Annotated in this window: 19 protein-coding genes; 11 read left to right on the forward strand and 8 right to left on the reverse strand. The window is 60.5% G+C overall.

The genetic code is table 11. The features are described 5' to 3' along the window. Positions 1 to 296: transposase (locus BT116_RS31925; RefSeq protein WP_218190417.1), on the forward strand; the 296-nt coding region annotated here is incomplete at its 5' end. Between the two features lie 97 nt (positions 297 to 393). Here BT116_RS31925 and nfuA read toward each other — a convergent pair. Then, positions 394 to 978, reverse strand: a complete 585-nt coding sequence (nfuA, locus tag BT116_RS23995; RefSeq protein WP_003182850.1) for a Fe-S biogenesis protein NfuA — start codon at positions 976 to 978, stop codon at positions 394 to 396. Positions 979 to 1,093: 115 nt separating this feature from the next. Then, entirely contained in the window at positions 1,094 to 3,385 is a 2,292-nt protein-coding gene (locus BT116_RS24000; RefSeq protein ID WP_072347611.1) for a fatty acid cis/trans isomerase, read from the reverse strand. Positions 3,386 to 3,541: 156 nt separating this feature from the next. Here BT116_RS24000 and metH point away from each other — a divergent pair, with 156 nt between their 5' ends. Continuing rightward, positions 3,542 to 7,252, forward strand: coding sequence for a methionine synthase (gene metH / locus BT116_RS24005; RefSeq protein ID WP_072347613.1), 3,711 nt, complete (start codon positions 3,542 to 3,544; stop codon positions 7,250 to 7,252). Between the two features lie 313 nt (positions 7,253 to 7,565). Here the strand turns inward: metH and BT116_RS24010 are convergent, their stop codons facing one another. Continuing rightward, a complete protein-coding gene (locus BT116_RS24010; RefSeq protein ID WP_072347615.1) occupies positions 7,566 to 9,044 on the reverse strand; it encodes a reprolysin-like metallopeptidase in 1,479 nt (492 codons plus the stop codon). Between the two features lie 230 nt (positions 9,045 to 9,274). On the opposite strand from BT116_RS24010, the gene BT116_RS24015 reads away from it, so the two are divergent. After that, positions 9,275 to 9,493, forward strand: a complete 219-nt coding sequence (locus BT116_RS24015; protein WP_072347696.1) for a DUF2970 domain-containing protein — start codon at positions 9,275 to 9,277, stop codon at positions 9,491 to 9,493. 54 nt (positions 9,494 to 9,547) lie between these two features. Here the strand turns inward: BT116_RS24015 and BT116_RS24020 are convergent, their stop codons facing one another. Further along, positions 9,548 to 10,675, reverse strand: a complete 1,128-nt coding sequence (locus BT116_RS24020) for an ABC transporter substrate-binding protein (RefSeq protein ID WP_072347617.1) — start codon at positions 10,673 to 10,675, stop codon at positions 9,548 to 9,550. Between the two features lie 503 nt (positions 10,676 to 11,178). Between BT116_RS24020 and BT116_RS24025 the strand changes: the two genes are divergently transcribed. Both BT116_RS24025 and BT116_RS24030 read left to right on the forward strand, forming a co-directional pair. Further along, entirely contained in the window at positions 11,179 to 12,837 is a 1,659-nt protein-coding gene (locus tag BT116_RS24025) for a nitrite/sulfite reductase (protein WP_072347619.1), read from the forward strand. Next, positions 12,821 to 13,315: a DUF934 domain-containing protein gene (locus tag BT116_RS24030; RefSeq protein ID WP_072347621.1), complete on the forward strand. Its 495-nt coding sequence runs from the start codon at positions 12,821 to 12,823 to the stop codon at positions 13,313 to 13,315. Before BT116_RS24025 ends, BT116_RS24030 begins: the two co-directional genes overlap by 17 nt. Before the next feature lie 123 nt (positions 13,316 to 13,438). On the opposite strand, the gene sohB is transcribed toward BT116_RS24030, so the two are convergent. Further along, positions 13,439 to 14,470 (reverse strand): protease SohB, encoded by a 1,032-nt coding sequence (gene sohB / locus BT116_RS24035; RefSeq protein WP_072347623.1) that lies wholly within the window; start codon positions 14,468 to 14,470, stop codon positions 13,439 to 13,441. A 226-nt stretch (positions 14,471 to 14,696) separates the two neighbouring features. On the opposite strand from sohB, the gene BT116_RS24040 reads away from it, so the two are divergent. From BT116_RS24040 to BT116_RS24055, 4 genes are all read left to right on the forward strand, one after another. Continuing rightward, entirely contained in the window at positions 14,697 to 15,407 is a 711-nt protein-coding gene (locus BT116_RS24040) for a histidine phosphatase family protein (protein ID WP_072347625.1), read from the forward strand. A gap of 51 nt (positions 15,408 to 15,458) precedes the next feature. Beyond that, positions 15,459 to 15,773: an SCP2 sterol-binding domain-containing protein gene (locus BT116_RS24045; protein WP_072347627.1), complete on the forward strand. Its 315-nt coding sequence runs from the start codon at positions 15,459 to 15,461 to the stop codon at positions 15,771 to 15,773. Between the two features lie 216 nt (positions 15,774 to 15,989). Continuing rightward, positions 15,990 to 17,708 (forward strand): hydrogenase maturation protein, encoded by a 1,719-nt coding sequence (locus tag BT116_RS24050; RefSeq protein WP_072347629.1) that lies wholly within the window; start codon positions 15,990 to 15,992, stop codon positions 17,706 to 17,708. Positions 17,709 to 17,771: 63 nt separating this feature from the next. Then, a complete protein-coding gene (locus tag BT116_RS24055) occupies positions 17,772 to 18,635 on the forward strand; it encodes a LysR family transcriptional regulator (RefSeq protein ID WP_003200177.1) in 864 nt (287 codons plus the stop codon). A 178-nt stretch (positions 18,636 to 18,813) separates the two neighbouring features. Here BT116_RS24055 and BT116_RS24060 read toward each other — a convergent pair whose 3' ends face one another. Continuing rightward, the gene (locus BT116_RS24060; protein WP_072347631.1) at positions 18,814 to 19,053 is read right to left on the reverse strand and encodes a DUF465 domain-containing protein; all 240 of its coding nucleotides are present in this window, start codon (positions 19,051 to 19,053) and stop codon (positions 18,814 to 18,816) included. A gap of 217 nt (positions 19,054 to 19,270) precedes the next feature. Between BT116_RS24060 and BT116_RS24065 the strand changes: the two genes are divergently transcribed. Next, positions 19,271 to 19,792: a DUF4142 domain-containing protein gene (locus BT116_RS24065; protein WP_072347633.1), complete on the forward strand. Its 522-nt coding sequence runs from the start codon at positions 19,271 to 19,273 to the stop codon at positions 19,790 to 19,792. Positions 19,793 to 20,008: 216 nt separating this feature from the next. Further along, a complete protein-coding gene (locus tag BT116_RS24070) occupies positions 20,009 to 20,662 on the forward strand; it encodes a Pr6Pr family membrane protein (protein WP_072347634.1) in 654 nt (217 codons plus the stop codon). A gap of 59 nt (positions 20,663 to 20,721) precedes the next feature. Here BT116_RS24070 and BT116_RS24075 read toward each other — a convergent pair whose 3' ends face one another. After that, the gene (locus BT116_RS24075) at positions 20,722 to 21,003 is read right to left on the reverse strand and encodes a hypothetical protein (protein WP_072347698.1); all 282 of its coding nucleotides are present in this window, start codon (positions 21,001 to 21,003) and stop codon (positions 20,722 to 20,724) included. 96 nt (positions 21,004 to 21,099) lie between these two features. Then, on the reverse strand, positions 21,100 to 23,211 hold the full coding sequence (locus tag BT116_RS24080; RefSeq protein ID WP_072347636.1) for a PAS domain-containing hybrid sensor histidine kinase/response regulator: 2,112 nt from the start codon (positions 23,209 to 23,211) through the stop codon (positions 21,100 to 21,102). Positions 23,212 to 23,424 lie beyond the last annotated feature (213 nt).

Genomic DNA, 23,424 nt, shown 5'->3' on the forward strand with positions numbered 1-23,424 from the left:
ACAAACAACGCTGGCAGATCGAGTTGTTTTTCAAGTGGATCAAGCAAAACCTCAAGTTAAAACGATATTTCGGCTTCTCCGAAAATGCCGTTCGTCTGCAGATCTACAGCGCCTTGATTACCTACCTTTTGCTGCACCTTTATCAGCACCGCTCAGGATGTTCGGGGTCTATTTCAGACTTTGCTATCAGGCTGGCCCACAGCTTGTTCGAACGCCCATTGAGCATCGAACGCCTTGAAGACCGAAGGCAGAAGCGAACAGAGCTGAAGGCTACCCAAGGTAACCTTCAGCTCTGAAAAGATTTTACCGGACACTAGTGACGCGGGAGCGTGGGAACGATCAATTGCTTCGCAATCGAGCGGGAGCAAGCTCCCTCGCCACAGCGAACACCTATCAGTAGTAGGCGTTTTCTTTCTGCGTATGGTCGGTCACGTCGCGCACGCCCTTGAGCTCTGGAATGCGCTCGAGCAAGGTGCGCTCGATGCCTTCCTTCAAGGTCACGTCAGCCTGGCCGCAGCCCTGGCAGCCGCCGCCGAACTGGAGCACGGCGATGCCGTCTTCCACCACGTCGATCAGCGAAACCTGGCCGCCGTGGCTGGCCAGCCCCGGGTTGATTTCGGTTTGCAGGTAGTAATTGATGCGCTCGTTGACCGGGCTGTCGGCGTTGACCATCGGCACCTTGGCGTTTGGCGCCTTGATGGTCAGTTGGCCGCCCATGCGGTCAGTGGCGTAGTCGACCACCGCATCGTCCAGGAAGGCTTCGCTGAACGAGTCGATGTACGCGGTGAAGCTCTTGAGCCCCAGCGCGGTGTCTTCGGGTTTTTCTTCCCCCGGCTTGCAGTAGGCAATGCACGTCTCAGCGTACTGGGTGCCGGGCTGGGTGATAAAGATGCGGATCCCGATACCCGGGGTGTTCTGCTTGGACAGCAGGTCGGCCAGGTAATCGTGGGCGGCATCGGTAATGGTAATGGCGGTCATGGAAACTCCTCGCAGGCTTGCCGGCAGTTTACGCCAATCATCGCGCCGGACAAAGTCCCAGTATTTTTGTCAGGAAAGCGTCCGGCGGCACGGAGTTTGCCGCCGGAGCTGTCGATCAGAGGTTCTGGTAGCGATTCATGTCCAGCACGCCGCTTTCCAGGGGCTCCGTCTCCTGGATGTACTGGCTCAGGTCGTGGAAGTAGTACCAGAACTGCGGGTGGCTGCGACGAATGCCCCAGCGCTCGACAATCCGCTCGAACGCCGGTGCATCCTGGGCGCCTTGCATGGCCTCGACGAATGCCGGCACTTGCCCGGCCGGAATGTTGAACATGAAGTTCGGATAGCTGCTGAGCACACCCGGGTAGACCGTGAGTGTGTCCAGCCCCGGCTGGTATCGCGTTTCCTCGCCCAGCAGGAACGCCACGTTGCTGTGGGCTCGGTTGCGCAGCAGGCTGTAGATTTCACGATGACCACTGGCGGTTTCGACGCGCAGCAGAGTCGCTTCCGGCAGTTGGTCGATCACCTTGAGCCCCGCCGCCGGGCGCGACACCAGCCGACTGAGGGCCTGTTCGGCGTTTTGCAGCGCCGGGTCGATGTTCGGGCGCGAGCAGTAGGCCCCGTCGCAGCGGTTGATCGGATCGGGGCGGGCATTCAGCTCGCCGTACCGGGCCAGCAGTTGCTGGGTGAAATCGCCCTTGGGGTCGCGTTCATCAAGCTTGAGAGCGGTCGGTTTGTCATCGTCGATGGCCTCGTAATCGAGCCACATCTTGAATTTGCCACCGGCCTGGTACCAGTCGTCAAGATAGCCTTCCCGGGAGTCGGCTGGCATCAGGCGCAGGAAGTTCTGCTCCGCACCGTTGCGGATCAGATCGAAATACAGCCGGGTCTGGGCCTGGTGGGACACGTTGCCGAATACATCGAAGTTCACCGCCAATTGGTAATAGGTGCGCTCCAGCAATGGGAAGTCGAACAGCCACATCGTCTGCGGCACCTCCCCGATCAACCCCTTGGTGACCGAAGCGCTGTCGAAATGCCGGAAAATGCTCAGCAATGCATTGTCATTCCCGGCCCACAGCGTCGACCAACTCGGCGCCGGCGCATCGGCATAGACGTCGCGGCGCAAGGCTTCGTACTCGTTGCGCTTGTCCCGGTAGTCGAGCCACAGGCTGAGAACGCTGCCCACATCGTCGTTCTGCCCCGGCATTGCCAGCAGCGGCGTGGCCTGGCCGCGGTAGTTCGGGTCTGTAATGTACAGGTCATGTTCGGGGGCCTGGAACAGCGCCCAGAAATTGTCGCGGATCACATCCGTGGCAATCTGGCCCCGGCACACCGGCCCGCGAATGAAGGTGCGCACAAAATACTCGGCGTTATCGAGCATGAACTGGTAGCGAGCCTGGGCCGGGATCGCTTCGAAGGTGGAAAATGGATTGGCCCGGCGCTCCGGACCGTAGCCCGGCAACGCGGTCACCTGCCATTTGCCGCTGTAGAACAGGCTCTTGATGCGCCCCATCTTTGCCGCGCTCAAGCCGTAGGTGATGTGGGTCTTGTGCACGATCACCCCTTGCACCGGCCAGAGCCGGTAATAGACGCGGGTGCCAGGGTCATCATTCGGACGGCGGGTATTGATCAGGTCGATCGGCTGGCCGGTGGGCGTGCGCGAACGGACCCACTGGAAGAAATGCCCCGGCTCGCCGTCCTTGAAATAGATGTGCGCCAGGAACCAGTGCTCGAACAACCAGCGGCCCACCAGGCTTTCCCGGGCGCCAGGGGCGTTGAGCAGGTTTTCCCATTGCACCACCTGCAAGGCTTCGGCGGCACTCGGGGCCAGGGCCTGCTGATCGATGGGGGCGCCTGCGGCCAGCCAGCGTTGCAGGGTCTGGTATTGCTGGTCGGTCAGGCCGGTGGCGGCCAGGGGCATGCCTTCCTTGGGATGGGCGCCTGCGTATTCATTGAATTGATCCGGCATCGCGCAGCTGTTTTCGCGATTGAGGCCCAGCACGATCTCTTCCGGCAGCTTGGCGTTGGGCTGCAACGGCGTGCGGTGGCCCAACTCCAGCATGCGCGCCATCAGGGCAGCCTGGCTGCCTTGGGCATCGAGCACCGAATAGAAGCCCTTGCGCTGCCAGGCGCGCTGGCCGGAGGCGTCATAGAACAAGCGGGTCGGCTCGGCCGCCTGGCGCCGCTCGCCGTCGTACACCGACAGCTTGCTCGCGCCCCGTGCCGCGCCTTCGCCGCTGCCCAGGTTCAACTGGCAAGCGGAGTCGTAGCAGGCATGGCAGGCCACGCATTTTTCCGTGAAGATCGGCTGGATGTCGCGGGTGTAGGAGATCGCTGGAGCGCGGCTCCCGGCGGCTGCGGTAAAACACAACAGCAGCAACAGACTGCCGAATAAGACGCGGTACGGCATGTCTCGGGTCCCTAAGAGATAGTCCGGCGATTCTACCGGGCCAGCATCACCTTGCAAACATGAGCGATATTCATGCAAAAGCCCATCATGATCAAATCCTGCACAGGTTTGCTATCATCCTGGCCTTCGTAATGGTCTTTTTTTCCAGGTAGTCCTATGTCCGATCGCAGCGCTCGCCTTTATCTTCTCCAGCAAGCCCTCAAGGAGCGCATCCTGATCCTCGACGGCGGCATGGGCACGATGATCCAGAGCTACAAGCTCGAAGAGCAGGACTACCGTGGCAAGCGTTTCGCCGACTGGCCGAGCGACGTCAAGGGCAACAACGACCTGCTGGTGCTGAGCCGCCCGGACGTGATCGGCGCCATCGAAAAAGCCTACCTGGATGCCGGCGCCGACATCCTGGAAACCAACACCTTCAACGCCACCCAGGTGTCCCAGGCCGACTACGGCATGCAAGGCCTGGCCTACGAGCTGAACCTGGAAGGCGCGCGCCTGGCCCGTAAAGTGGCTGACGCCAAGACCCTGGAAACCCCGGACAAGCCACGGTTCGTTGCCGGCGTACTCGGCCCGACCAGCCGCACCTGCTCGCTGTCGCCGGACGTGAACAACCCCGGCTACCGCAACGTGACCTTCGACGAACTGGTGGAGAACTACACCGAGGCCACCAAGGGCCTGATCGAAGGCGGTGCCGACCTGATCCTGATCGAAACCATTTTCGACACGCTCAATGCCAAGGCAGCGATTTTCGCCGTGCAGGGTGTTTACGAAGAGCTGGGCGTCGAACTGCCGATCATGATCTCCGGCACCATCACCGATGCGTCCGGTCGTACCCTGTCCGGCCAGACCACCGAAGCCTTCTGGAACTCGGTGGCCCACGCCAAGCCGATTTCCGTGGGCTTGAACTGCGCCCTCGGCGCTAGCGAACTGCGCCCGTACCTGGAAGAGCTGTCGAACAAGGCCAACACCCATGTCTCGGCCCACCCGAACGCCGGCCTGCCCAACGAATTCGGCGAATACGACGAGTTGCCGGCCGAGACCGCCAAAGTCATCGAGGAATTCGCCCAGAGCGGCTTCCTGAACATCGTCGGCGGTTGCTGCGGCACCACCCCGGCGCACATCGAAGCCATCGCCAAGGCCGTGGCCGGCTATGCCCCGCGACCGATTCCAGAGATTCCCCGGGCCTGCCGCCTGTCGGGCCTGGAACCGTTCACCATCGATCGCAGCTCGCTGTTCGTCAACGTCGGCGAGCGGACCAACATCACCGGTTCCGCCAAGTTCGCCCGGTTGATCCGCGAGGACAACTACACCGAAGCCCTGGAAGTGGCACTGCAGCAGGTCGAGGCCGGCGCCCAGGTGATCGACATCAACATGGACGAGGGCATGCTCGATTCGAAGAAGGCCATGGTGACCTTCCTCAATCTGATTGCCGGCGAACCGGACATCTCCCGCGTGCCGATCATGATCGACTCCTCCAAGTGGGAAGTGATCGAGGCCGGCCTCAAGTGCATCCAGGGCAAGGGCATCGTCAACTCCATCAGCATGAAGGAAGGCGTCGAGCAGTTCATCCATCACGCCAAGCTGTGCAAGCGCTACGGCGCCGCCGTGGTGGTGATGGCGTTCGACGAAGCCGGCCAGGCCGACACCGAGGCGCGCAAGAAGGAAATCTGCAAGCGCTCCTATGACATCCTGGTCAATGAAGTCGGCTTCCCGCCGGAAGACATCATTTTCGACCCGAACATCTTCGCCGTCGCCACCGGTATCGAAGAGCACAACAACTATGCCGTGGATTTCATCAACGCCTGCGCCTACATCCGCGACGAACTGCCCTACGCGCTGACCTCCGGCGGCGTGTCCAACGTGTCCTTCTCGTTCCGTGGCAACAACCCGGTGCGTGAGGCGATCCACTCGGTGTTCCTGCTGTATGCGATCCGCGCGGGCCTGACCATGGGCATCGTCAACGCCGGCCAACTGGAGATCTACGACCAGATCCCGGTGGAACTGCGTGACGCCGTGGAGGACGTGATCCTCAACCGCACCCCCGAAGGCACCGACGCCCTGCTCGCCATCGCCGACAAGTACAAGGGCGACGGCAGCGTCAAGGAAGCGGAAACCGAGGAATGGCGCGGCTGGGAAGTGAACAAGCGCCTGGAACATGCCCTGGTCAAGGGCATCACCACCCACATCGTCGAAGACACCGAAGAATCGCGACTGTCGTTCGCCCGACCGATCGAGGTCATTGAAGGCCCGCTGATGGCCGGCATGAACATCGTCGGCGACCTGTTTGGTGCCGGTAAAATGTTCCTGCCCCAGGTGGTCAAGTCCGCCCGTGTGATGAAGCAGGCCGTGGCCCACCTGATTCCGTTCATCGAGGCGGAAAAAGGCGACAAGCCGGAGGCCAAGGGCAAGATCCTGATGGCCACGGTCAAGGGCGACGTCCACGACATCGGCAAGAACATCGTCGGCGTGGTGCTCGGTTGCAACGGCTATGACATCGTCGACCTGGGCGTGATGGTGCCAGCGGAGAAGATCCTGCAGGTGGCCAAGGAGCAGAAATGCGACATCATCGGCCTGTCCGGCCTGATCACCCCGTCCCTGGATGAAATGGTGCATGTGGCACGGGAGATGCAGCGCCAGGATTTCCACCTGCCGCTGATGATCGGTGGCGCCACCACCTCCAAGGCCCACACGGCGGTGAAGATCGAGCCCAAGTACAGCAACGACGCGGTCATCTACGTCACCGATGCCTCCCGTGCCGTGGGCGTGGCAACCCAGTTGCTGTCCAAGGAACTCAAGCCGGCTTTCGTCGAGAAAACCCGCCTGGACTACATGGACGTGCGCGAGCGTACATCCAACCGCAGCGCTCGGACCGAACGCCTGAGCTATGCAGCCGCCATCGCCAAGAAGCCACAGTTCGACTGGAGCAGCTACCAGCCGGTCAAGCCGACTTTCACCGGCGCCAAGGTGCTGGATAACATCGACCTGAACGTCCTGGCCGAATACATCGACTGGACGCCGTTCTTCATTTCCTGGGACCTGGCCGGCAAGTACCCACGCATCCTCACCGACGAAGTGGTCGGCGAAGCCGCCACCGCACTGTACGCCGATGCCCGGGCGATGCTGCGCAAGCTGATCGACGAGAAACTCATCAGCGCTCGCGCGGTGTTCGGCTTCTGGCCGGCCAACCAGGTGCATGACGATGACCTGGAAGTCTACGGCGACGACGGCAAGCCCTTGGCCCGCCTGCACCACCTGCGCCAACAGATCATCAAGACCGACGGCAAGCCCAACTTCTCCCTGGCCGACTTCGTCGCGCCGAAGGACAGCGGCGTGACCGACTACGTCGGCGGCTTCATCACCACCGCCGGCATCGGCGCCGAAGAAGTCGCCAAGGCCTATCAGGAGGCCGGCGACGACTACAACTCGATCATGGTCAAGGCCCTCGCCGACCGCCTGGCCGAGGCCTGCGCCGAATGGTTGCACCAGCAAGTGCGCAAAAATTATTGGGGCTACGCCCAGGACGAGAGCCTGGACAACGACGCCCTGATCAAGGAGCAATACACCGGCATCCGCCCTGCCCCCGGTTACCCGGCCTGCCCGGACCACACCGAGAAAGCCACCCTGTTCCGCCTGCTCGATCCCGAGGCCAGCGAACTGAAGGCCGGGCGCAGCGGCGTGTTCCTCACCGAACACTATGCGATGTTCCCGGCGGCGGCGGTCAGCGGCTGGTACTTCGCCCATCCCCAGGCGCAGTATTTTGCGGTGGGCAAGATCGATAAGGATCAGGTGCAGAGTTATACCGCGCGCAAGGGTCAGGCGTTGAGTGTGACGGAGCGGTGGTTGTCGCCGAACCTGGGTTACGACAACTGATATAAAACCTTCGCCCAAACAGACCCCAGCCTTCGCCAACCTACATGGATATAGAATCCTGAAGTTTCCGAAGGCTGCGACTTTCAAAAATCAGTTATAGCGTTGCCAAACCCCAGCAGCAATTTCCGATGCAAAATCCGCGACAAGTGACAGGAGTCATCAGCGTGATCCAATCCCACCGGGACGGATACTGACAGAAGTACCAGTAGCGACACGAGCCAGAAAGGCTTAATTTTATTGGTTTTCTGTCAGTCGAGACATTAGGTGAAAATTCGAGGCCAAGCGTAATACCGTGCGGCGGCAAGAACGATAATTATTTTTTTACAGAGACAACGATATTTATTGGCTGTTTCCAATCAGAATTAGCCCTTCGAGCCTCCAATTTCAATAACCCATTGTAATACCCCGTCGGAAGCCCTGCGTTATCACGAGCGTCATATTGTATCTCGAGCCCCTGAAACGGACCGAGCGCTCCGAGAAAACGTTGGCTATTCATATGTTCCCGCCAACCGCCCTCTTCTTGAGCGCGAATAGCTCGTAGTTTCACGACCGCCTCATTACCTGCCGCATTGAGCAACTTCACCCTCAACATCGTGAACTTTTCATCTGTCCCTGGCACCAATTCGGTAGGCCCCACATCGGCTGACAAAGCAACAATCCCGCCCATGTAAAGTCGCTCTATACCGGGAATCCGGATATAAGCCGATACCTGATCATGGAGACCGCTGACAACAAGCATACGCAGACCTGGCATTTCCGGATTGTAACCCATCAATCGCGCCGTATTTTCTCGCCATACGCGAGCCATATCGGCCGTCTGCGCGTTGCCCAATGGGAGGCCGTGAGTGTCCCTGACGGCTGGTGTTGAAAAGTAAGGAGCTAGATCCCCATAACATAAACTGGTTTTGGTCTTGCCGTTGTCATGACCGAAATTGTAGTCGCTTCCGTTTTGATCCCAACAATGTCTACCGCCGACGTTGTGCGCGACCTCATGGGCAAATGTGTTAGATCCGGATGAAGTCCAACCCAGCGCACTTGTATAGCCAGGCCGGTATGCTATTCCGGCAGTACCTCCATCCCATCCGCTATAAGCGGCATTGAGATCGGTCTTGTACATGCTCCTATAGGGAGCCAATAGCTTCTGCCACTCCGACAGCCCGCCCGCTGAAGTAGCGTAGGGTACATCGAACATATTGACAGCAGCGAGCCGCAGGGAAACACCAGTAATAAGCGAATTTCTCAATCTGAGATTGACCTCCTCTACTTGCATAAACGCAAACGCGAGAGGATCTACGAGCATTTTGCTCAGTGCATAGTCGGAATAGGCCATCAACAAATCAATATAGCGATGCTCCGCTGATATTGTCGTATCACGGCCCATCGGTTCTTGCGTTTCAACAGTGTCCGATGCCCTGGATTCGTTCGTTGCGGCCGCCGTGAATGCACCGACACCTTGCGTATCTACGCGGAGCAAACCGCGCTTGCCGGGCTCATCGATCCTCGCGATAACCGCACCATCCGGCGACCTGACCACCACCAGCGAGCCTATTCCGCCATCACGGGTATACAGATTGCCACTTTCAATCGTATAGCCCTGCTCAACGTGTATCGCCGAACGTTCAAAGCGGGCATCGCCAATCGCATTGGCATAAACACTCGCCGACGTCGGTTGAGGTGTGTTCTCTTGGCTTTCGGTTGCCGCATTGCTTACCGGCAACCCCAAGAGGAAAACCAGCGTAGCCGTAGCCCAACGGTAAAAAACCGTGGCCGTGAACGAGCTTCGGACGTTCATGGCTGATATCTCCGCAAGTGACAGGAGTCATCAGCGTGATCCAATCCCACCGAAGCGGATACTGACAGAAGTACCAGTAGCGACACGGGTCAGGAAGGCTTAGGTTGACTGATTTTCTGTCTGCCAAGGCGTTGGGGGAAAACCGGGCGCCAGAGATCCATGGCTGAGGCCACCGCAGATCGAGATCTTTTGTCTATGCTTGTCCCACACACATGACAGACGAGGGATTTATGGACGATCCAACCGACAATAAGCCACCCACTCTGTTGCAAATGCTGCACAGCGTGGGGGCGGCGGCCTTTGGCGTGCAAAGCGGGAAAAACCGCGCCCGGGACTTTACCCATGGAAAGCCGAGTCACTTCGTGATCCTCGGCATCCTGTTTACGGTCATTTTCGGGTTGACGTTGTATGGGATCGTTAATTTGGTGTTGTACTTTGCGGGTGTGTGAACACTTAGTATCCACAGATCATTATGGACAGCTTGCCTGCAATCCGGGCCGAGGCTAGCGACGCCCCAGCCCATCGAGCGAAAAGGCATAGCGCTCGCCATCCGGGCGAGACACCAGGCTGAAGCGCTTGAAATCCAGGCGATAGTCCTTGGCAGGATCCATGTTCAGCCACGCTCGAGCGCGGGCCGGATCGAGCGATTGCATCAGGTCGATCTGCTGGTTGTAGCCGCCATGACGCGCGAGGTCAGTGCCCCGGGCGTGATCATGGAGTAGCACCATGGCCCACCCTCCCAAGCTGAAGTGCCCTGTGAACAGCACGCTCAAGCGCCCGTCGATACGGGCCTGGAGCGCCGCCCTGGAACTGTTCATGGCGCTGAACAACACATCCTTGCCCGGCTGGCGACCCGCCTCCTCGAACGCCTGCATGGCGCCCAGGGCCATCTCATCGTTGGCGGACCACACCAGCGCGGTCTGCGGATACCGCTTGGCCAGTTGGCTGGCCTGCTCGTAGGAGCGCTCGCGATTCCACTCGCCATAGACCAGTTGGCGCAGGTGCACCTGTGGATGCTCGGCCAGCGCCCGGTACAGACCTTTCTCACGCAGTTGCGCCGAAGGCGTGGACTTCTTTCCGGAAAATGCCAACAGGTCGAGGGTTTGCCCAGGCGCCAGCGGCCCATGCTGGCGCAACAGCTCGGTGAGCATCAGGTAGCCACTGCGCTCGTCGTCGGGCACCAGGCTGCCAAGCAGTTCGGGAGGCGGCGCGCCTTGCTGTGCCAGCAGGCGGGTCTGGTCGCTGGTCAGCGTGTTGTTCACCAGGAACAGCTTGATCCCGCTGCCCTGGGCCAATTGCAGGATGCGCGGGGCAACATACTGTTCGTTGACCAGCACCAGATAGTCCGGGCGGTCAACCGACGTGATGACGTCTTGAGCCTGGCGGATCATGCGCTCGGGATCGCGCTCGGCGTACTCCACGCGCAGGCGCAACCCCAAGCCATTAGCCGCGGCCTGCATGAACTCGCTATAGCTGACCCAGAACGTCTCGGTCGAACGCCCCGGATTGAGGAACACCACCGAAGTCGCAGCCCTCACCTGGGCTGAAGGAGAAACAGCGCCGGCGGCGTGCACCGGTAACCAGAATGACAGGCATAACAACGCTACCAGCCTGCAGATAAACTTAAACATCCCGCCCGTCCTGAATAATACGCCACCCAGTATAACGACCCGGGTGGCGAACGGGCACATGAACGCGAGACCTTCATGTGGCTGGCAGCGGCTCGAACCTATTGATGACTGACCCAGAACACTGCGGTGCCCACCACCAGGATAATCAGGAACAAAATGGCCCAGGCATCAACGGTACTGTCGCTTTTCCTTGCTTTGGTCGGATTGCTCATTGCATCGCCTCTTGTCGGTTTTGTAGGTGATTGCATAGGGACTCGACCACAGTTAAGACGATGATTGCCCGCACGACAAATGTGGGTTAGGCAATAATCAATCTCATTAGTCGATTTGGTTCTTTACATATACTCAAACATCACTTTTGCGCATAACTCAAAACAGGTATCTTGCACCGGCTCCTCTAGGAGTGCGCGGCCGTGCGCGCAGAATTGCCGAGGCAGAACCCGATTCCAGCGAGCCAACATGCAGCTGTTTCTGATCGGCCCAAGCCTGAGACCGAGACTTATATGTACGTATATGACGAGTACGATCAGCGGATCATCGAGGACCGCGTCAAGCAGTTCCGTGATCAGACCCGACGCTATCTGGCAGGCGAGCTGAGCGAAGAAGAATTCCGCCCCCTGCGCTTGCAGAATGGCCTGTATATCCAGCGCTTCGCCCCGATGCTGCGGGTGGCTGTGCCTTATGGCCAGCTGACTTCGCGCCAGGTGCGCAAGCTGGCGCAAATCGCCCGCGACTACGACAAGGGCTACGCCCACATCAGTACCCGGCAGAACGTCCAGTACAACTGGCCAGCCCTGGAAGATGTGCCCGAGATCCTCGCCGAACTGGCCACCGTGCAGATGCACGCGATCCAGACCAGCGGCAACTGCCTGCGCAACGTCACCACCGACCAGTTCGCCGGTGTCGCAGCCGACGAGTTGATCGACCCGCGCCCGTGGTGCGAGATTGTCCGCCAGTGGACGACGTTCCACCCGGAATTCGCCTACCTGCCACGCAAGTTCAAGATCGCCATCAACGGCTCGACCTCTGACCGTGCGGCCATCGAAGTCCACGACATTGGCCTGGAGACGGTCTACAACGCGGCCGGCGAACTGGGCTTCCGTGTACTGGTAGGCGGTGGCCTGGGGCGTACGCCGGTGGTCGGCGCGTTCATCAACGAGTTCCTGCCGTGGCAGGACCTGCTGAGCTACCTCGACGCCATCCTGCGGGTATACAACCGCTACGGCCGTCGCGACAACAAATACAAGGCGCGGATCAAGATCCTGGTCAAGGCCCTGACGCCTGAAGTGTTCGCCGAGAAGGTCGAAGCCGAGATGGCTCACTTGCGTGGCGGCCAGACCACCCTGACCGAAGCAGAAGTCCACCGTGTGGCCAAGCATTTCGTCGATCCAGACTACAAGGCCCTGAGCAATCAGGACGCCGAGCTGGCTGCCCTCGACAAGGAACACCCTGGCTTCGCCCGCTGGCGCACCCGCAATACCCTGGCCCACAAGAAGCCGGGTTATGTCGCGGTGACCCTGTCCCTGAAGCCGACCGGCGTCGCGCCGGGCGACATCACCGACAAGCAACTGGACGCCGTGGCCGACCTGGCCGAGCGCTACAGCTTCGGCCAACTGCGCACCTCCCATGAGCAGAACATCATCCTGGCGGACGTTGAACAGAGCCAGTTGTTCACCCTCTGGGGCGAGTTGCGCGAGCAAGGTTTCGCCACCCCGAACATCGGCCTGCTGACCGACATGATCTGCTGCCCGGGCGGCGACTTCTGCTCCCTGGCCAACGCCAAGTCGATTCCTATCGCCGAATCGATCCAGCGTCGCTTCGACGACCTGGACTACCTGTTCGACATCGGCGAGCTGGACCTGAACATTTCCGGCTGCATGAACGCCTGTGGTCACCACCACGTCGGCCACATCGGCATCCTGGGCGTGGACAAGAAAGGCGAAGAGTTCTACCAGGTCTCCCTGGGCGGCAGCGGTAGCCGCGACGCCAGCCTGGGCAAGATCCTCGGCCCGTCGTTTGCCCAGGACGACATGCCTGACGTGATCGAGAAGCTGATCGACGTGTACATCGAACAACGTACCGAAGACGAGCGTTTCATCGACACTTACCAACGTATTGGCATCGACCTCTTCAAGGAACGCGTCTATGCAGCGAATCATTAAGAACAACGAGGTCATCGACGAAACCTGGCACCTGCTGCCCAAGGACGCGACCCTCGACGGCATCTCCAACTGTGACGACCTGATCGTGCCACTGGCCTTGTGGCGCGATCATGCCCACGCCCTCAAGGCCCGCGACGGCGGCCTGGGCGTGTGGCTGGACGCCGACGAGGAAGCGGAAGAAATCGGTGATGACGCCAACCAGTTGCAGGTCATCGCCCTGAACTTCCCGGCCTTCACCGACGGGCGCAGCTACTCCAACGCCCGCCTGCTACGTGAACGCTATGGTTTCAAGGGTGAATTGCGGGCGATTGGTGACGTACTGCGCGACCAGTTGTTCTACATGCGCCGCTGCGGCTTCGACGCCTTTGCCTTGCGTGCCGACAAAGACCCCTTTGAGGCCCTCGAAAGTCTCAAGGACTTCTCGGTGACCTACCAGGCTGCCACTGACGAACCGCTGCCGCTGTTCCGTCGTCGCTGAGACAGCCCTATGAAAAAGCCCTGAGCCGGGTGTACCGGTTCAGGGCTTTTTCATTTGGTGGTCCTACCACCGTGGCGGCCCAGCCCGCTCCCACAGGGGCAGTGCGAGGGCGGGCTACGCGGATTACCAGAACCGCTGCTGGGTCAGGCGGTTCCACCAACTGAGCAGCACACGATCCACCGAACCGCTGGCCGCCATGCCGATGCGTTCCTGCAGGCTTTTGCGTTCGGCGTAGTGCAGGTGGTACAGCTCGGCACCCTTGGCGCGTTCGGCCAGGTATTCATCGCTGGTTTTCAGCTCGTCCACCAAGCCCTTGCCCTGCGCCGCGACACCCAACCAGACCTCACCGGTCGCCACTTCATCGATGGCCAGTTGCGGGCGGTAGTTGGACACGAAGTTCTTGAACAGCTCATGGGTAATGTCCAGGTCTTCCTGGAATTTCTCCCGGCCCTTCTCGGTATTTTCGCCGAACACCGTCAACGTGCGTTTGTATTCCCCGGCCGTCAACACTTCGAAATCGATGTCGTGTTTCTTCAGCAGCCGGTTGACGTTGGGCAATTGCGCGACGACGCCGATGGAACCCAGGATCGCGAAGGGAGCGCTGATGATCTTCTCGCCGATGCACGCCATCATGTAGCCACCGCTGGCCGCGACCTTGTCGATGCAGACCGTCAGCGGCACGCCGGCCTGACGGATCCGCGCCAGTTGCGAGGAGGCCAGGCCGTAGCTGTGGACCATGCCGCCGCCACTTTCCAGGCGCAGCACGACTTCATCCTTCGGCGTCGCCAGGGTCAGCAGCGCAGTGATTTCATGACGCAGGCTCTCGGTGGCCGAGGCCTTGATGTCACCGTCAAAATCCAGCACGAACACCCGGGGCTTGGCCGCCGGCTTGTCCTTGTTTTTCTTCCCGGCCTTTTCAGCCTTGCCTTCGGCCTTGCGCAGCGCCTTGAGCTGGTCCTTGTCCAGCAGCGTCTGTTCCAGGCGCTCACGTAGCCCCTTGTAGAAATCGTTGAGTTTGCTCACCTGCAACTGACCGGTCGACTTGCGCCACCCCTTGCTGCGCAACGCAGCAAAACTGACCAGCACCACCAGGATGGCGATCACCAGCGTCACGGTCTTGGCCAGAAAACCGGCGTATTCGATGAAAAACTCCACAGCAACTCCTTAAATGTAATGCGCCACTGAACGCAGGCGCGTAACAGCCCCAGCATACCCATGCGCCTGCGTCGCGACCAGCCATGAAACCTGTGGTTACCTTAACGCGAGCCTGGCAGGACAAGGCTGTAACGGGCATTTCAAACAAGCGTATGTTTTTTCATTGACAGCTCACCGCCATCCCCATAACCTCGCCAAACCTTCAACGTACCGGGATGACGCGGACGTGGGCAGTATCTATCTGATTCGACATGGCCAGGCCTCCTTTGGTGCGGACGACTACGATGTCCTTTCACCCAATGGCGTGCGCCAGGCGCAAGTGCTCGGCGGCCACCTGGCGGAGCTCGGTGTCGTATTCGATCGCTGCCTCTCGGGTGACCTGCGTCGCCAACAGGACACCGCCATCGGCGCGCTGGGACAGATGTCCGCCGCCGGGTTACCGGTTCCCGGGCTGGAAACCGACACCGCGTTCAACGAGTTCGATGCCGACGCGGTCATTCGCGCCCTGCTGCCGGACATGCTTTCCCAGGAGCCCGAGGCGCTGCATATCCTGCGCAACGCTGCGCAGAACCGCGCCGAATTCCAGCGCATCTTCGCGCTGATCGTCGAACGCTGGCTCAGCGGCCAGTATGACCCGCCGGGCCTGGAAAGCTGGCTGGGTTTTGTCGAGCGGGTCCACGCGGGCCTGCAGCGCATCCTGGAGCAAGCCGACAACACCCACAAAATCGCCGTGTTCACCTCCGGCGGCACCATCACCGCCCTGCTCCACCTGATCACCCAGATACCGGCCCGACAGGCCTTCGAACTGAATTGGCAAATCGTCAACACCTCGCTCAACCACCTGAAATTCAGGGGCCGCGAGGTGGCCCTGGCTTCCTTCAACAGCCATGCCCACCTGCAACTGCTGAAGGCCCCGGACCTCATCACCTTTCGCTGAGTCCGGATTACTGTAGACCCTTGCTGTACCACCCAAATAAGGATCGAAACCATGACCTCCGTAGCCGACGCCGTACAAGCCATGAAAGCCAAGTTCAACCCAGCCGCCGCTGCCGGCCTGGATCTGGTATTCGGTTTCCGCATCGACGATACCAAGAATTTCTCGCTGGTCGTCAAGGACAGCACCTGCGAACTGCAGGAAGGTGAAAACCCGGACGCCCAGGTGACCCTGGTGATGGACGGCGAAACCCTGCAAGGCATCGTCGACGGCAGCACCGACGGCATGCAAGCGTTCATGAGCGGCAGGCTGCGTACCGAAGGCGACATGATGCTGGCCATGAAACTGTCCGAGCTGTTCCCTGGCTGAGACTGCGCTCGCGTTCTTCGCGGGCCTTTGACTGCAAACCAATCCCGCCCCCGTGGCGGGATTCGTGTTTCTGCCCTGCGCTGATTCTGCCTTGCACTCACAACCTTGATCCCTGTCAGTGGTCGCTCCTCCCCCAGCCGCTAATGTAGCGCTTCCATCAAGCCAGGGACGGCTCATCGGGAGCCGGCGCCTGCTCATCTCACGGAAGAGAGACTCATGCCCACACTGAAGATCATTTTGCTCTCGAGTGCCTTCAACGGCCTGACCCAACGCGCCTGGCTGGACCTGCGCGAGGCCGGCTATCACCCCAGCGTCGTGCTGTTCACCGATCCGGCCTCGGTCTGCCGGCAAATCGAAGAAAGCGGCGCCCACTTGGTGATCTGCCCGTTTCTCAAGGACCGTGTACCCGAGCAGTTATGGCGCAATCCGCGGCGCCCGGTAGTGATCATTCATCCCGGAATTATCGGCGATCGCGGCGCCAGCGCCCTGGACTGGGCGATCACTCGGCAGCCCGAGCGCTGGGGCGTCACGGCATTGCAGGCGGTGGAGGAAATGGACGCCGGGCCAGTCTGGGCCACGTGCGAATTCGACCTGCCCCAAGGCCTGCGCAAATCCGAGCTGTATAACGGCCCGGTCAGCGACGCCGCCATTCGTTGCATCCGCGAGGTCGTGGAGAAGTACCTTGACGGTTTCATCTCGGTGCCACTGGACTATGGCCGCCATGACGTGGTCGGACGCCTGCAACCGAACATGACCCAGGCCCATCGCGCCTTCAGCTGGCACGACAGCAGCGCTTTCATCAAGCGCTGCATCGACGCCGCCGACGGTCAACCCGGCGTGCTCGCGAGCCTGGCCGGCGAACAGTTTTACCTGTACGACGCCCATCCGGACGTTCGCCACGGCCTGCCCGGCGATCTGCTGGCCGTGCGTGACGATGCGGTGTTGGTGGCGACAGGGGATACAAGCCTGTGGATCGGCGCCCTGCGCCGCAAGCCGCTGTCCGGCGACCAGACCTTCAAGCGTCCGGCGCGCCATGTTTTGTCGAACCGCCTCGAAGGCGTCCCGGTGCTCGACGGTTCCCTGGCCCGCCAGCCGTTCAGCGATGAATCTTATCAGCCCATTCGCTACCGGGAATGCGGCCATGTGGGAGAGCTGACGTTCGAGTTCTATAACGGGGCGATGAGCACTGAGCAATGCCAACGGCTGGTGGCGGCATTGCGCTGGGCCAAGTCCCGGGACACCCAGGTGCTGTTGATCCGCGGCGGGCGCGGCAGCTTTTCCAACGGCGTGCACCTGAACGTTATCCAGGCCGCCGCCGAACCCGGCCTGGAGGCCTGGGCCAACATACAGGCCATCGATGACGTTTGCCTTGAGTTGTTCAGCGCACGGCAACTGGTGGTCAGCGGTCTGACGGGTAACGCCGGGGCCGGCGGTGTGATGTTGGCTCTGGCGGCCGATATCGTGCTGGCGCGCCGTGACATCGTGCTCAACCCGCACTACGCGACCATGGGCCTGTACGGCTCTGAATATTGGACCTACAGCCTGCCCCGCGCGGTCGGGCCGGACATGGCCTGGAAACTCACCCGGGACTGCCTGCCGATCAGCGCCCTCCAGGCGTTGCGCTACGGCATGGTCCAGGAGATCGGACCACGCTGCCCCGACGAGTTCGGCCTGTGGCTGCTGCAACGAGCCAACAGTGCGCTGCTCGATCCGAACTATGAAAGCATCCGGGTTCGCAAGGCCGAGCGGAGCCTGTCAGCGATCCAGGCGTGCCGCGAGGGTGAGCTCGCGCAGATGCGACATGACATGGTGGACAATCGCCACGGCTTCGCCGACAAATGCCGTGGTTTCGTCTTCAAGCACAAGGCCTGCCGCACACCAGAACGCCTGGTCGCCCCTTGGGCGCGAACGGCACAGGTCCAAGCCGTCCAATAATGTCCGGTATCGGCGAGGCGCGGCAGCTCTTACAATGCCCGCTTCCCCCGTATCGGCCTGAACATGGACATCGATCTCGCCCGCACCTTCCTGGAAATCGTCCGCCACGGCAGCCTCGCTGCAGCGGCCGAAAAGCTGCACGTGACCCAGACGGCGATCACCGCCCGGGTCCAGAAGCTCGAAAGCCAGCTTGGCTGCGCGCTGTTCGTACGCAATCGTGCCGGCGCGCGCTTGACCAGCGACGGCGAGGCGTTTGTGGTCTACGCCAACCAGCTCGTGCAAACCTGGGAAGCGGCCCGTCGGGACCTGCCACTGCCCGAGGGCTATCGCAACGTCTTGCACCTGGGGGGCGAGGTCAGCCTGTGCAATCCCTTGATGCTCGCCTGGGCCGGCGAGCTGCGCCAGAAAATTCCCGGCCATGCCCTGCGCATGGACATCCGCGACGGCGAGAAACTGCTACAACAGCTGGAGCTGGGTCTGCTGGACGCGGCAGTGGTCTATCAGCCCGAATACTGGCCGCGCCTGCAGGTAGAACAGCTGTTGGAAGAGAAACTCATCCTGGTACGCCTGGCCGCCCGTCCCGAGCCCTACGTGTACATCGACTGGAGCGCTGACTTCCGGCGCCAACACGACACCGCGCTACCGGACAAGGCCAAGGCCGCCGTGACCTTCAACCTCGGCCCCCTGGCCCTGCAGTACATCCTGGAAAACGGCGGCAGCGGCTACTTCCGCACCCGAGTCGTGCAGAGCTACCTGGACAGCGGCATCCTGGAACGGGTGCCCAAGGCACCGGAATTCAACTACCCCACCTACCTGGTCTACTCCCGCGATCGGGATTCAGCGGCGTTGCAGCAGGCATTCGAGGTGCTGCGAGAGATCGTCAAGACCGGCAGCGACTGGTCGCAGCGCTGGGATCCACTGACCTGATAAATCCCCTTGCCACAAAAGTGTAAAACCTGCCAAAGCGTTTTTCCGGGTGCCCCGTGTCGAATGGTTTGGGGCTGCTGCGCAGCCCAACGGGAGCAAGCTCCCTCGCCACGGGTTCATTGAGTTTCGCCCTACACGTTCAGGGCCCTTCAAAAAGGGCCCCTCAGGCAGGCCAGCCTCACGGCTCCTTCAATTTGTCTGCAATCTTATCTTTGAGCAGCAAGCGTTTCTTCTTGAGCGTCTCCAGGACATCGTCGGACAGCCCCGGCGATGATGGTTTTTCAGCGTCAACGACCTCGGCATCAAGTTGGGAATATTTCTGAAGTAACGAGTCGAGCCTCGGATCCTCGCTGCGTTTTTGCTGGATGTGGTCTTTTGTGCAGTTCAGGTCCTGGCACAAATCGTGGGACACCGGCATGGAACACCTCCTTCAGTGGGTCGGTGGAAGACGCCTTTACAGCGCTCATCGATGATCAGGATGGCCTCGTCGACGGGGTTCTGTCGACCGCCAATCCGACCAGCGGTGACCGTTCGTCGTAACGCAATGCGCTCCAATCAAACCTTTGTCTGGCCCCCGCTCTCCATTGATCAGAGACGAAAAGAATCGCTCTTTCAACCTGTGTGGAGACTTACCTATGGACAGATTCACCCTGCGTCAACTCGGCCTGGCAGTTGCCCTGAGTACCAGCACGGGCATGGCATGGGCCGCGACTTCCAACGACTTTGTCGATAGCGCGGCGGCCGGTGGAATTGCAGAAATCGAGACCAGCAAACTGGCCTTGGAAAAAAGCCAATCGGCGGACATCAAGGCATTCGCCAACAAGATGATCACTGACCACACCAAGGCCAACCAAGAGCTGAAAGCCCTGGCGCAAAAACATGACATCGAGGTACCCGACGACACCACGTTGATGAAAAAAGCCAAGGCGAAGATTCTCGACGTGCGCGATGAGTCTTTTGATGCGGCCTATGCCAACAACCAGGTCAAGGCCCACGAAGAAACCATCGCCCTGTTCAAGAAAGAAGCCGAAACCGTTACCGACGACAAGAAGGCTGGCAATACCGAACTCAAGGCGTTCGCCCAGAAGATGCTGCCAGACCTGCAACATCACCTGGAAGAAGCCAAGAAACTGCAGGCTGCCCATCCGAGCAAGTAATCCGCAGGCACAGAATGAGGCCGTCTTCATGAAGATGGCCTTGTTCAGCCCAAGTCCGTCGGTGTTCATGGCTACCGCTGGTCAGCACTGTCATTTCTGACAGTAGAATATTGCAACCCACGCTCCTAGGGTCTTGCTCAAGACCATCCTGCTGATACAAGCATCCAACCTCTTGGGGCTTTGCAGTCGCAGGTGCCGCGAAGCAGGAGCCAAGTCATGAGCGATGAACCGGTGTTAACGCAAAGCGCTGGCGGTATCGCGGTGAAAATCGCCGCACTGCTGGGATGGTTCGCATTGATCCTCCAGCTCTACCTGATCCTGACTTCGCGCTGGCAGGGCGGCAAGAGCCTGTGGGGCGGAGTAGACATCTTCTTCAGTTATTTCACGGTGCTGACCAATATCCTGGTGGCAGTGGTGCTGACCTGCGCGGCCACTTCAGGGGATTCGGCGCTGCGGCGATTTTTTCTCAAACCCACGGTCCAGGGCGGTGTCGCCGCTGCCATCATACTCGTGGGGGTGGCGTACAACCTGCTGCTGCGCAATGTCTGGAACCCCCAGGGCTTGCAGTGGATGGCCGATGAATTGCTGCATGACGTGATGCCGGTGCTGTTCGTGGTCTATTGGTGGTTCTGCGTGCCCAAGGGCACTTTGCAATGGCAAGATGTCTGGCCGTGGCTGATCTATCCGCTGGTCTATTTCATCTACGCCTTGGTGCGTGGTTACTTTGTCGGCGCCTACCCCTATCCCTTTATCGAGGTGGACACGCTGGGTTACCCCCGGGTGTTCCTTAATGCGGTGATGGTACTGCTGGGATTCGTCGTGGTGTCACTGGTGCTGATTGCCTTGGACCGCTGGAAAGGCAGGCACTGAGGCAGCCCAAGCGCCAAACGACTCATCAGCACCACTGCTCCGACAAATCGGGTTATCGGTTAACCACCGTCGGTGTCGATATCCGCATCCGTGCTTTCGCCGGACTTCGGCCGATCTGGATCCGGCTCGAAGCCAGGGCTGAAGGTATTGTCGTTGTCCCGATGAAGATTCTTCTGATCGACCTCTGGGGCCGCGCTCTGGGCTTGGTCTGTCCCGGCGGGGCTGACGGGCTGGGTGTCCGATAAATCAGCCGGAAGCTGAGGATCGATGGCCGGGTCATTGCGCGGGGACGGGGTTTGCGCCTGGCCTTGTTGCTGGGTGTTTGCGGGATCGTCGTTCATAGGCACCTCGTTCATGGCAGGGCCGGATGGATGACCGGTCTTGAACATTCGAAGGTGACGCGACGGCTTCGGTTCCATTTGTTTGCGGCCCCACGATCAACCGCCCAGCACACTCTTGACCATCCGCATCAGCGCGTCCGGACCATAGGGCTTGCTTAGCAGATGGGTATCGGGGCTCAGTTGATGATTCCGGGAGATGATGTCCCGGGTGTGCCCCGAGGTGAACAGCACCGGGACCGGCGGTTCCTGCATCTTGGCCCAGGCGGCCAGGTCGGAACTCTTGATCAGGCCGGGCATGACGACGTCGGTGAAGATCAGGTCGACCGAGATGCCTTCCAGCAGCAGCTTCATCGCCTCATCACCGTTGGCGGCCGTGAGGGTCCGATAGCCGGACTGTTCCAGCAGTTCCACCGACGCGCTGCGCACCTCGTTGTTGTCCTCCACCACCAGGATCGTCTCTTGCCTGCCGGACTGAAGCACGTCGTGTTGCTCGGCTTCGCCCGCTTCGGGCGCAAGGCTTCGAGGGAAATACATCCGTACTCGCGTGCCCTCGCCCAGGTCGCTGGAGATTTCGATATGGCCGCCACTCTGCTTGACGAACCCGAACACCATGCTCAGTCCAAGCCCCGTGCCCTGGCCATCGGTCTTGGTGGTGAAAAAGGGTTCGAACACCTGCTTCAGGATCTCGGGCGGCATGCCGGCACCGCAGTCGATCACCGACAGCCGGACATAGTCGCCGGCCGAGATCCCCTTGCCGGCACAGAACGCTTCATCGAGCACGATGTTCTCCCCAATCATGCGGATGGTGCCCTCGCCGCCCATGGCATCGCGCGCATTGATCGCCAGGTTCAACAGGGCGTTTTCCAATTGATTGCGATCGACATGGATGCACCAGGGCTCCTGGGGCAGGCTCACGTCAATCTGGATGGTTTCGCCCAAGGCCCGTTGCAACAGTTCACCCATGCCATCATAGATACGGCGTGGGTTGTAGACCGCCGGTGACAATGGCTGGCGCCGGGCAAAAGCCAGCAGTTGCGATGACAACTTGGCCCCCCGCTCCACGGCTTCGATGGAGGCACTGACCCGCCGTTGCACGTTGACGTTGTCCCGTTCGTGGCGGGCCAGCAAGTGCAGGTTGCCGGCAATCACTTGCAGCAGGTTGTTGAAGTCATGGGCCACGCCGCCAGTCAGACCGCCAATGGCCTCGAGCTTTTGCGACTGACGCAACTGCTCTTCTGCCGCCAGCCGCGCCTGCACCTCGTCGGCGACCCGCTGTTCCAGGTCGCGGGTGAATTTGAGCAGCGAAGCTTCGGCCGTCTTGCGTTCATTGATGTCAATCAGCACACCTGGAAAACGCAAGGGCTTGCCCGTGGCATCGAATTCGCAGCGACCGCTGGCCAGCACCCACCGGTAATCACCGCCCACGCGGCGCACCCGATATTCAGCGCTGTAGGGGATGCCCGTGCGCAAGGTCAGTTCGATCCGCTGGTTGACCTCTTCGAGGTCATCGGCGTGGATGCGCTGGCGGGCAATTTCGATGGGCAATGCGTCCAGCGAACAGTCTGGCGGGTAGTTGAAGGTACGGGCAAAACGCTCATCGCCCGACAGTGTGTCGGCCTGGATGTCCCAGACGAACGACCCCAGCAATGGTCCGGCCGAGAGGGCCAGCTGGATGCGCTCGTTGACGGCTCGGTAACTGCGTTCGGCCTCTTGCCGGGCGCGCTCGGTTAACACGAGCTCGGTGGTTTCCACCACAATCGCCAGCACGCCCGCCGGGGACTGGTCGTCATCGGGCACCGGGCTGTAATAGAGGTCCATCCACACATCTTCAGGCTTGCCATCGCGTAGCAGGACCAGCTCTTTGCTGCGGTAGGACAAGGTGCCGCCGGCCAGGCAGACGTCCAGCACATGCCGATTGAATTCGGCAACCTCCGGCCAACCCAACTCCACTGCGCACCCCAGCAGGTAAGGATGGCGGCCACCGGCAAACTCGGCATAGGCATCGTTGTAGATCATGAAGCCCTGGCGGCCCCACAACATCACCATCGGCAGGGGTGAAGCCAGCAACAACTGGACGGCACTGCGCAGGCTGGCGGACCAGTGCTCGATGGCGCCCAACTCGGTCCGGCTCCAATCGAACGCCCGGATACGCCCGGCCATTTCACCGCCCCATCCAGGGCACCCGTGATTTTGGGATAGAAACTGCATGATCGATTCTGAACCTCAAAATGCCTGCAGGGAGTCGGCATCCACAAACCCCTTGCGGTCAGAGCTTCGAGCGCTGGGTTGGCGTTTGGTTTCATGTGAGGGCGCAGTTCGGGTCGGGGAGACGATTAACACTGTGGCGAGGGGATTTATCCCCGCTGGGGTGCGAAGCAGCCCCCATGATTCATCAGCCACCGCGGTGTGTCAGACAGGACG

The sequence above is a fragment of the Pseudomonas sp. NFACC16-2 genome, from assembly GCF_900119205.1.
GTDB classification, from domain to species: domain Bacteria; phylum Pseudomonadota; class Gammaproteobacteria; order Pseudomonadales; family Pseudomonadaceae; genus Aquipseudomonas; species Aquipseudomonas fluorescens_Q.

What these genes read in the sequence shown, in the direction of transcription:
- BT116_RS24080 (WP_072347636.1), bottom strand. Translation starts at nt 23,211, where the DNA reads ATGCAGTTTCTATCCCAAAATCACGGGTGCCCTGGATGGGGCGGTGAA.
- metH (WP_072347613.1), top strand. Translation starts at nt 3,542, where the DNA reads ATGTCCGATCGCAGCGCTCGCCTTTATCTTCTCCAGCAAGCCCTCAAG.
- BT116_RS24020 (WP_072347617.1), bottom strand. Translation starts at nt 10,675, where the DNA reads ATGTTTAAGTTTATCTGCAGGCTGGTAGCGTTGTTATGCCTGTCATTC.
- BT116_RS24070 (WP_072347634.1), top strand. Translation starts at nt 20,009, where the DNA reads ATGAGCGATGAACCGGTGTTAACGCAAAGCGCTGGCGGTATCGCGGTG.
- BT116_RS24055 (WP_003200177.1), top strand. Translation starts at nt 17,772, where the DNA reads ATGGACATCGATCTCGCCCGCACCTTCCTGGAAATCGTCCGCCACGGC.
- BT116_RS24030 (WP_072347621.1), top strand. Translation starts at nt 12,821, where the DNA reads ATGCAGCGAATCATTAAGAACAACGAGGTCATCGACGAAACCTGGCAC.
- nfuA (WP_003182850.1), bottom strand. Translation starts at nt 978, where the DNA reads ATGACCGCCATTACCATTACCGATGCCGCCCACGATTACCTGGCCGAC.
- BT116_RS24060 (WP_072347631.1), bottom strand. Translation starts at nt 19,053, where the DNA reads ATGCCGGTGTCCCACGATTTGTGCCAGGACCTGAACTGCACAAAAGAC.
- BT116_RS24025 (WP_072347619.1), top strand. Translation starts at nt 11,179, where the DNA reads ATGTACGTATATGACGAGTACGATCAGCGGATCATCGAGGACCGCGTC.
- BT116_RS24000 (WP_072347611.1), bottom strand. Translation starts at nt 3,385, where the DNA reads ATGCCGTACCGCGTCTTATTCGGCAGTCTGTTGCTGCTGTTGTGTTTT.
- BT116_RS24015 (WP_072347696.1), top strand. Translation starts at nt 9,275, where the DNA reads ATGGACGATCCAACCGACAATAAGCCACCCACTCTGTTGCAAATGCTG.
- BT116_RS24065 (WP_072347633.1), top strand. Translation starts at nt 19,271, where the DNA reads ATGGACAGATTCACCCTGCGTCAACTCGGCCTGGCAGTTGCCCTGAGT.
- BT116_RS24045 (WP_072347627.1), top strand. Translation starts at nt 15,459, where the DNA reads ATGACCTCCGTAGCCGACGCCGTACAAGCCATGAAAGCCAAGTTCAAC.
- BT116_RS24050 (WP_072347629.1), top strand. Translation starts at nt 15,990, where the DNA reads ATGCCCACACTGAAGATCATTTTGCTCTCGAGTGCCTTCAACGGCCTG.
- BT116_RS24010 (WP_072347615.1), bottom strand. Translation starts at nt 9,044, where the DNA reads ATGAACGTCCGAAGCTCGTTCACGGCCACGGTTTTTTACCGTTGGGCT.
- BT116_RS24075 (WP_072347698.1), bottom strand. Translation starts at nt 21,003, where the DNA reads ATGAACGACGATCCCGCAAACACCCAGCAACAAGGCCAGGCGCAAACC.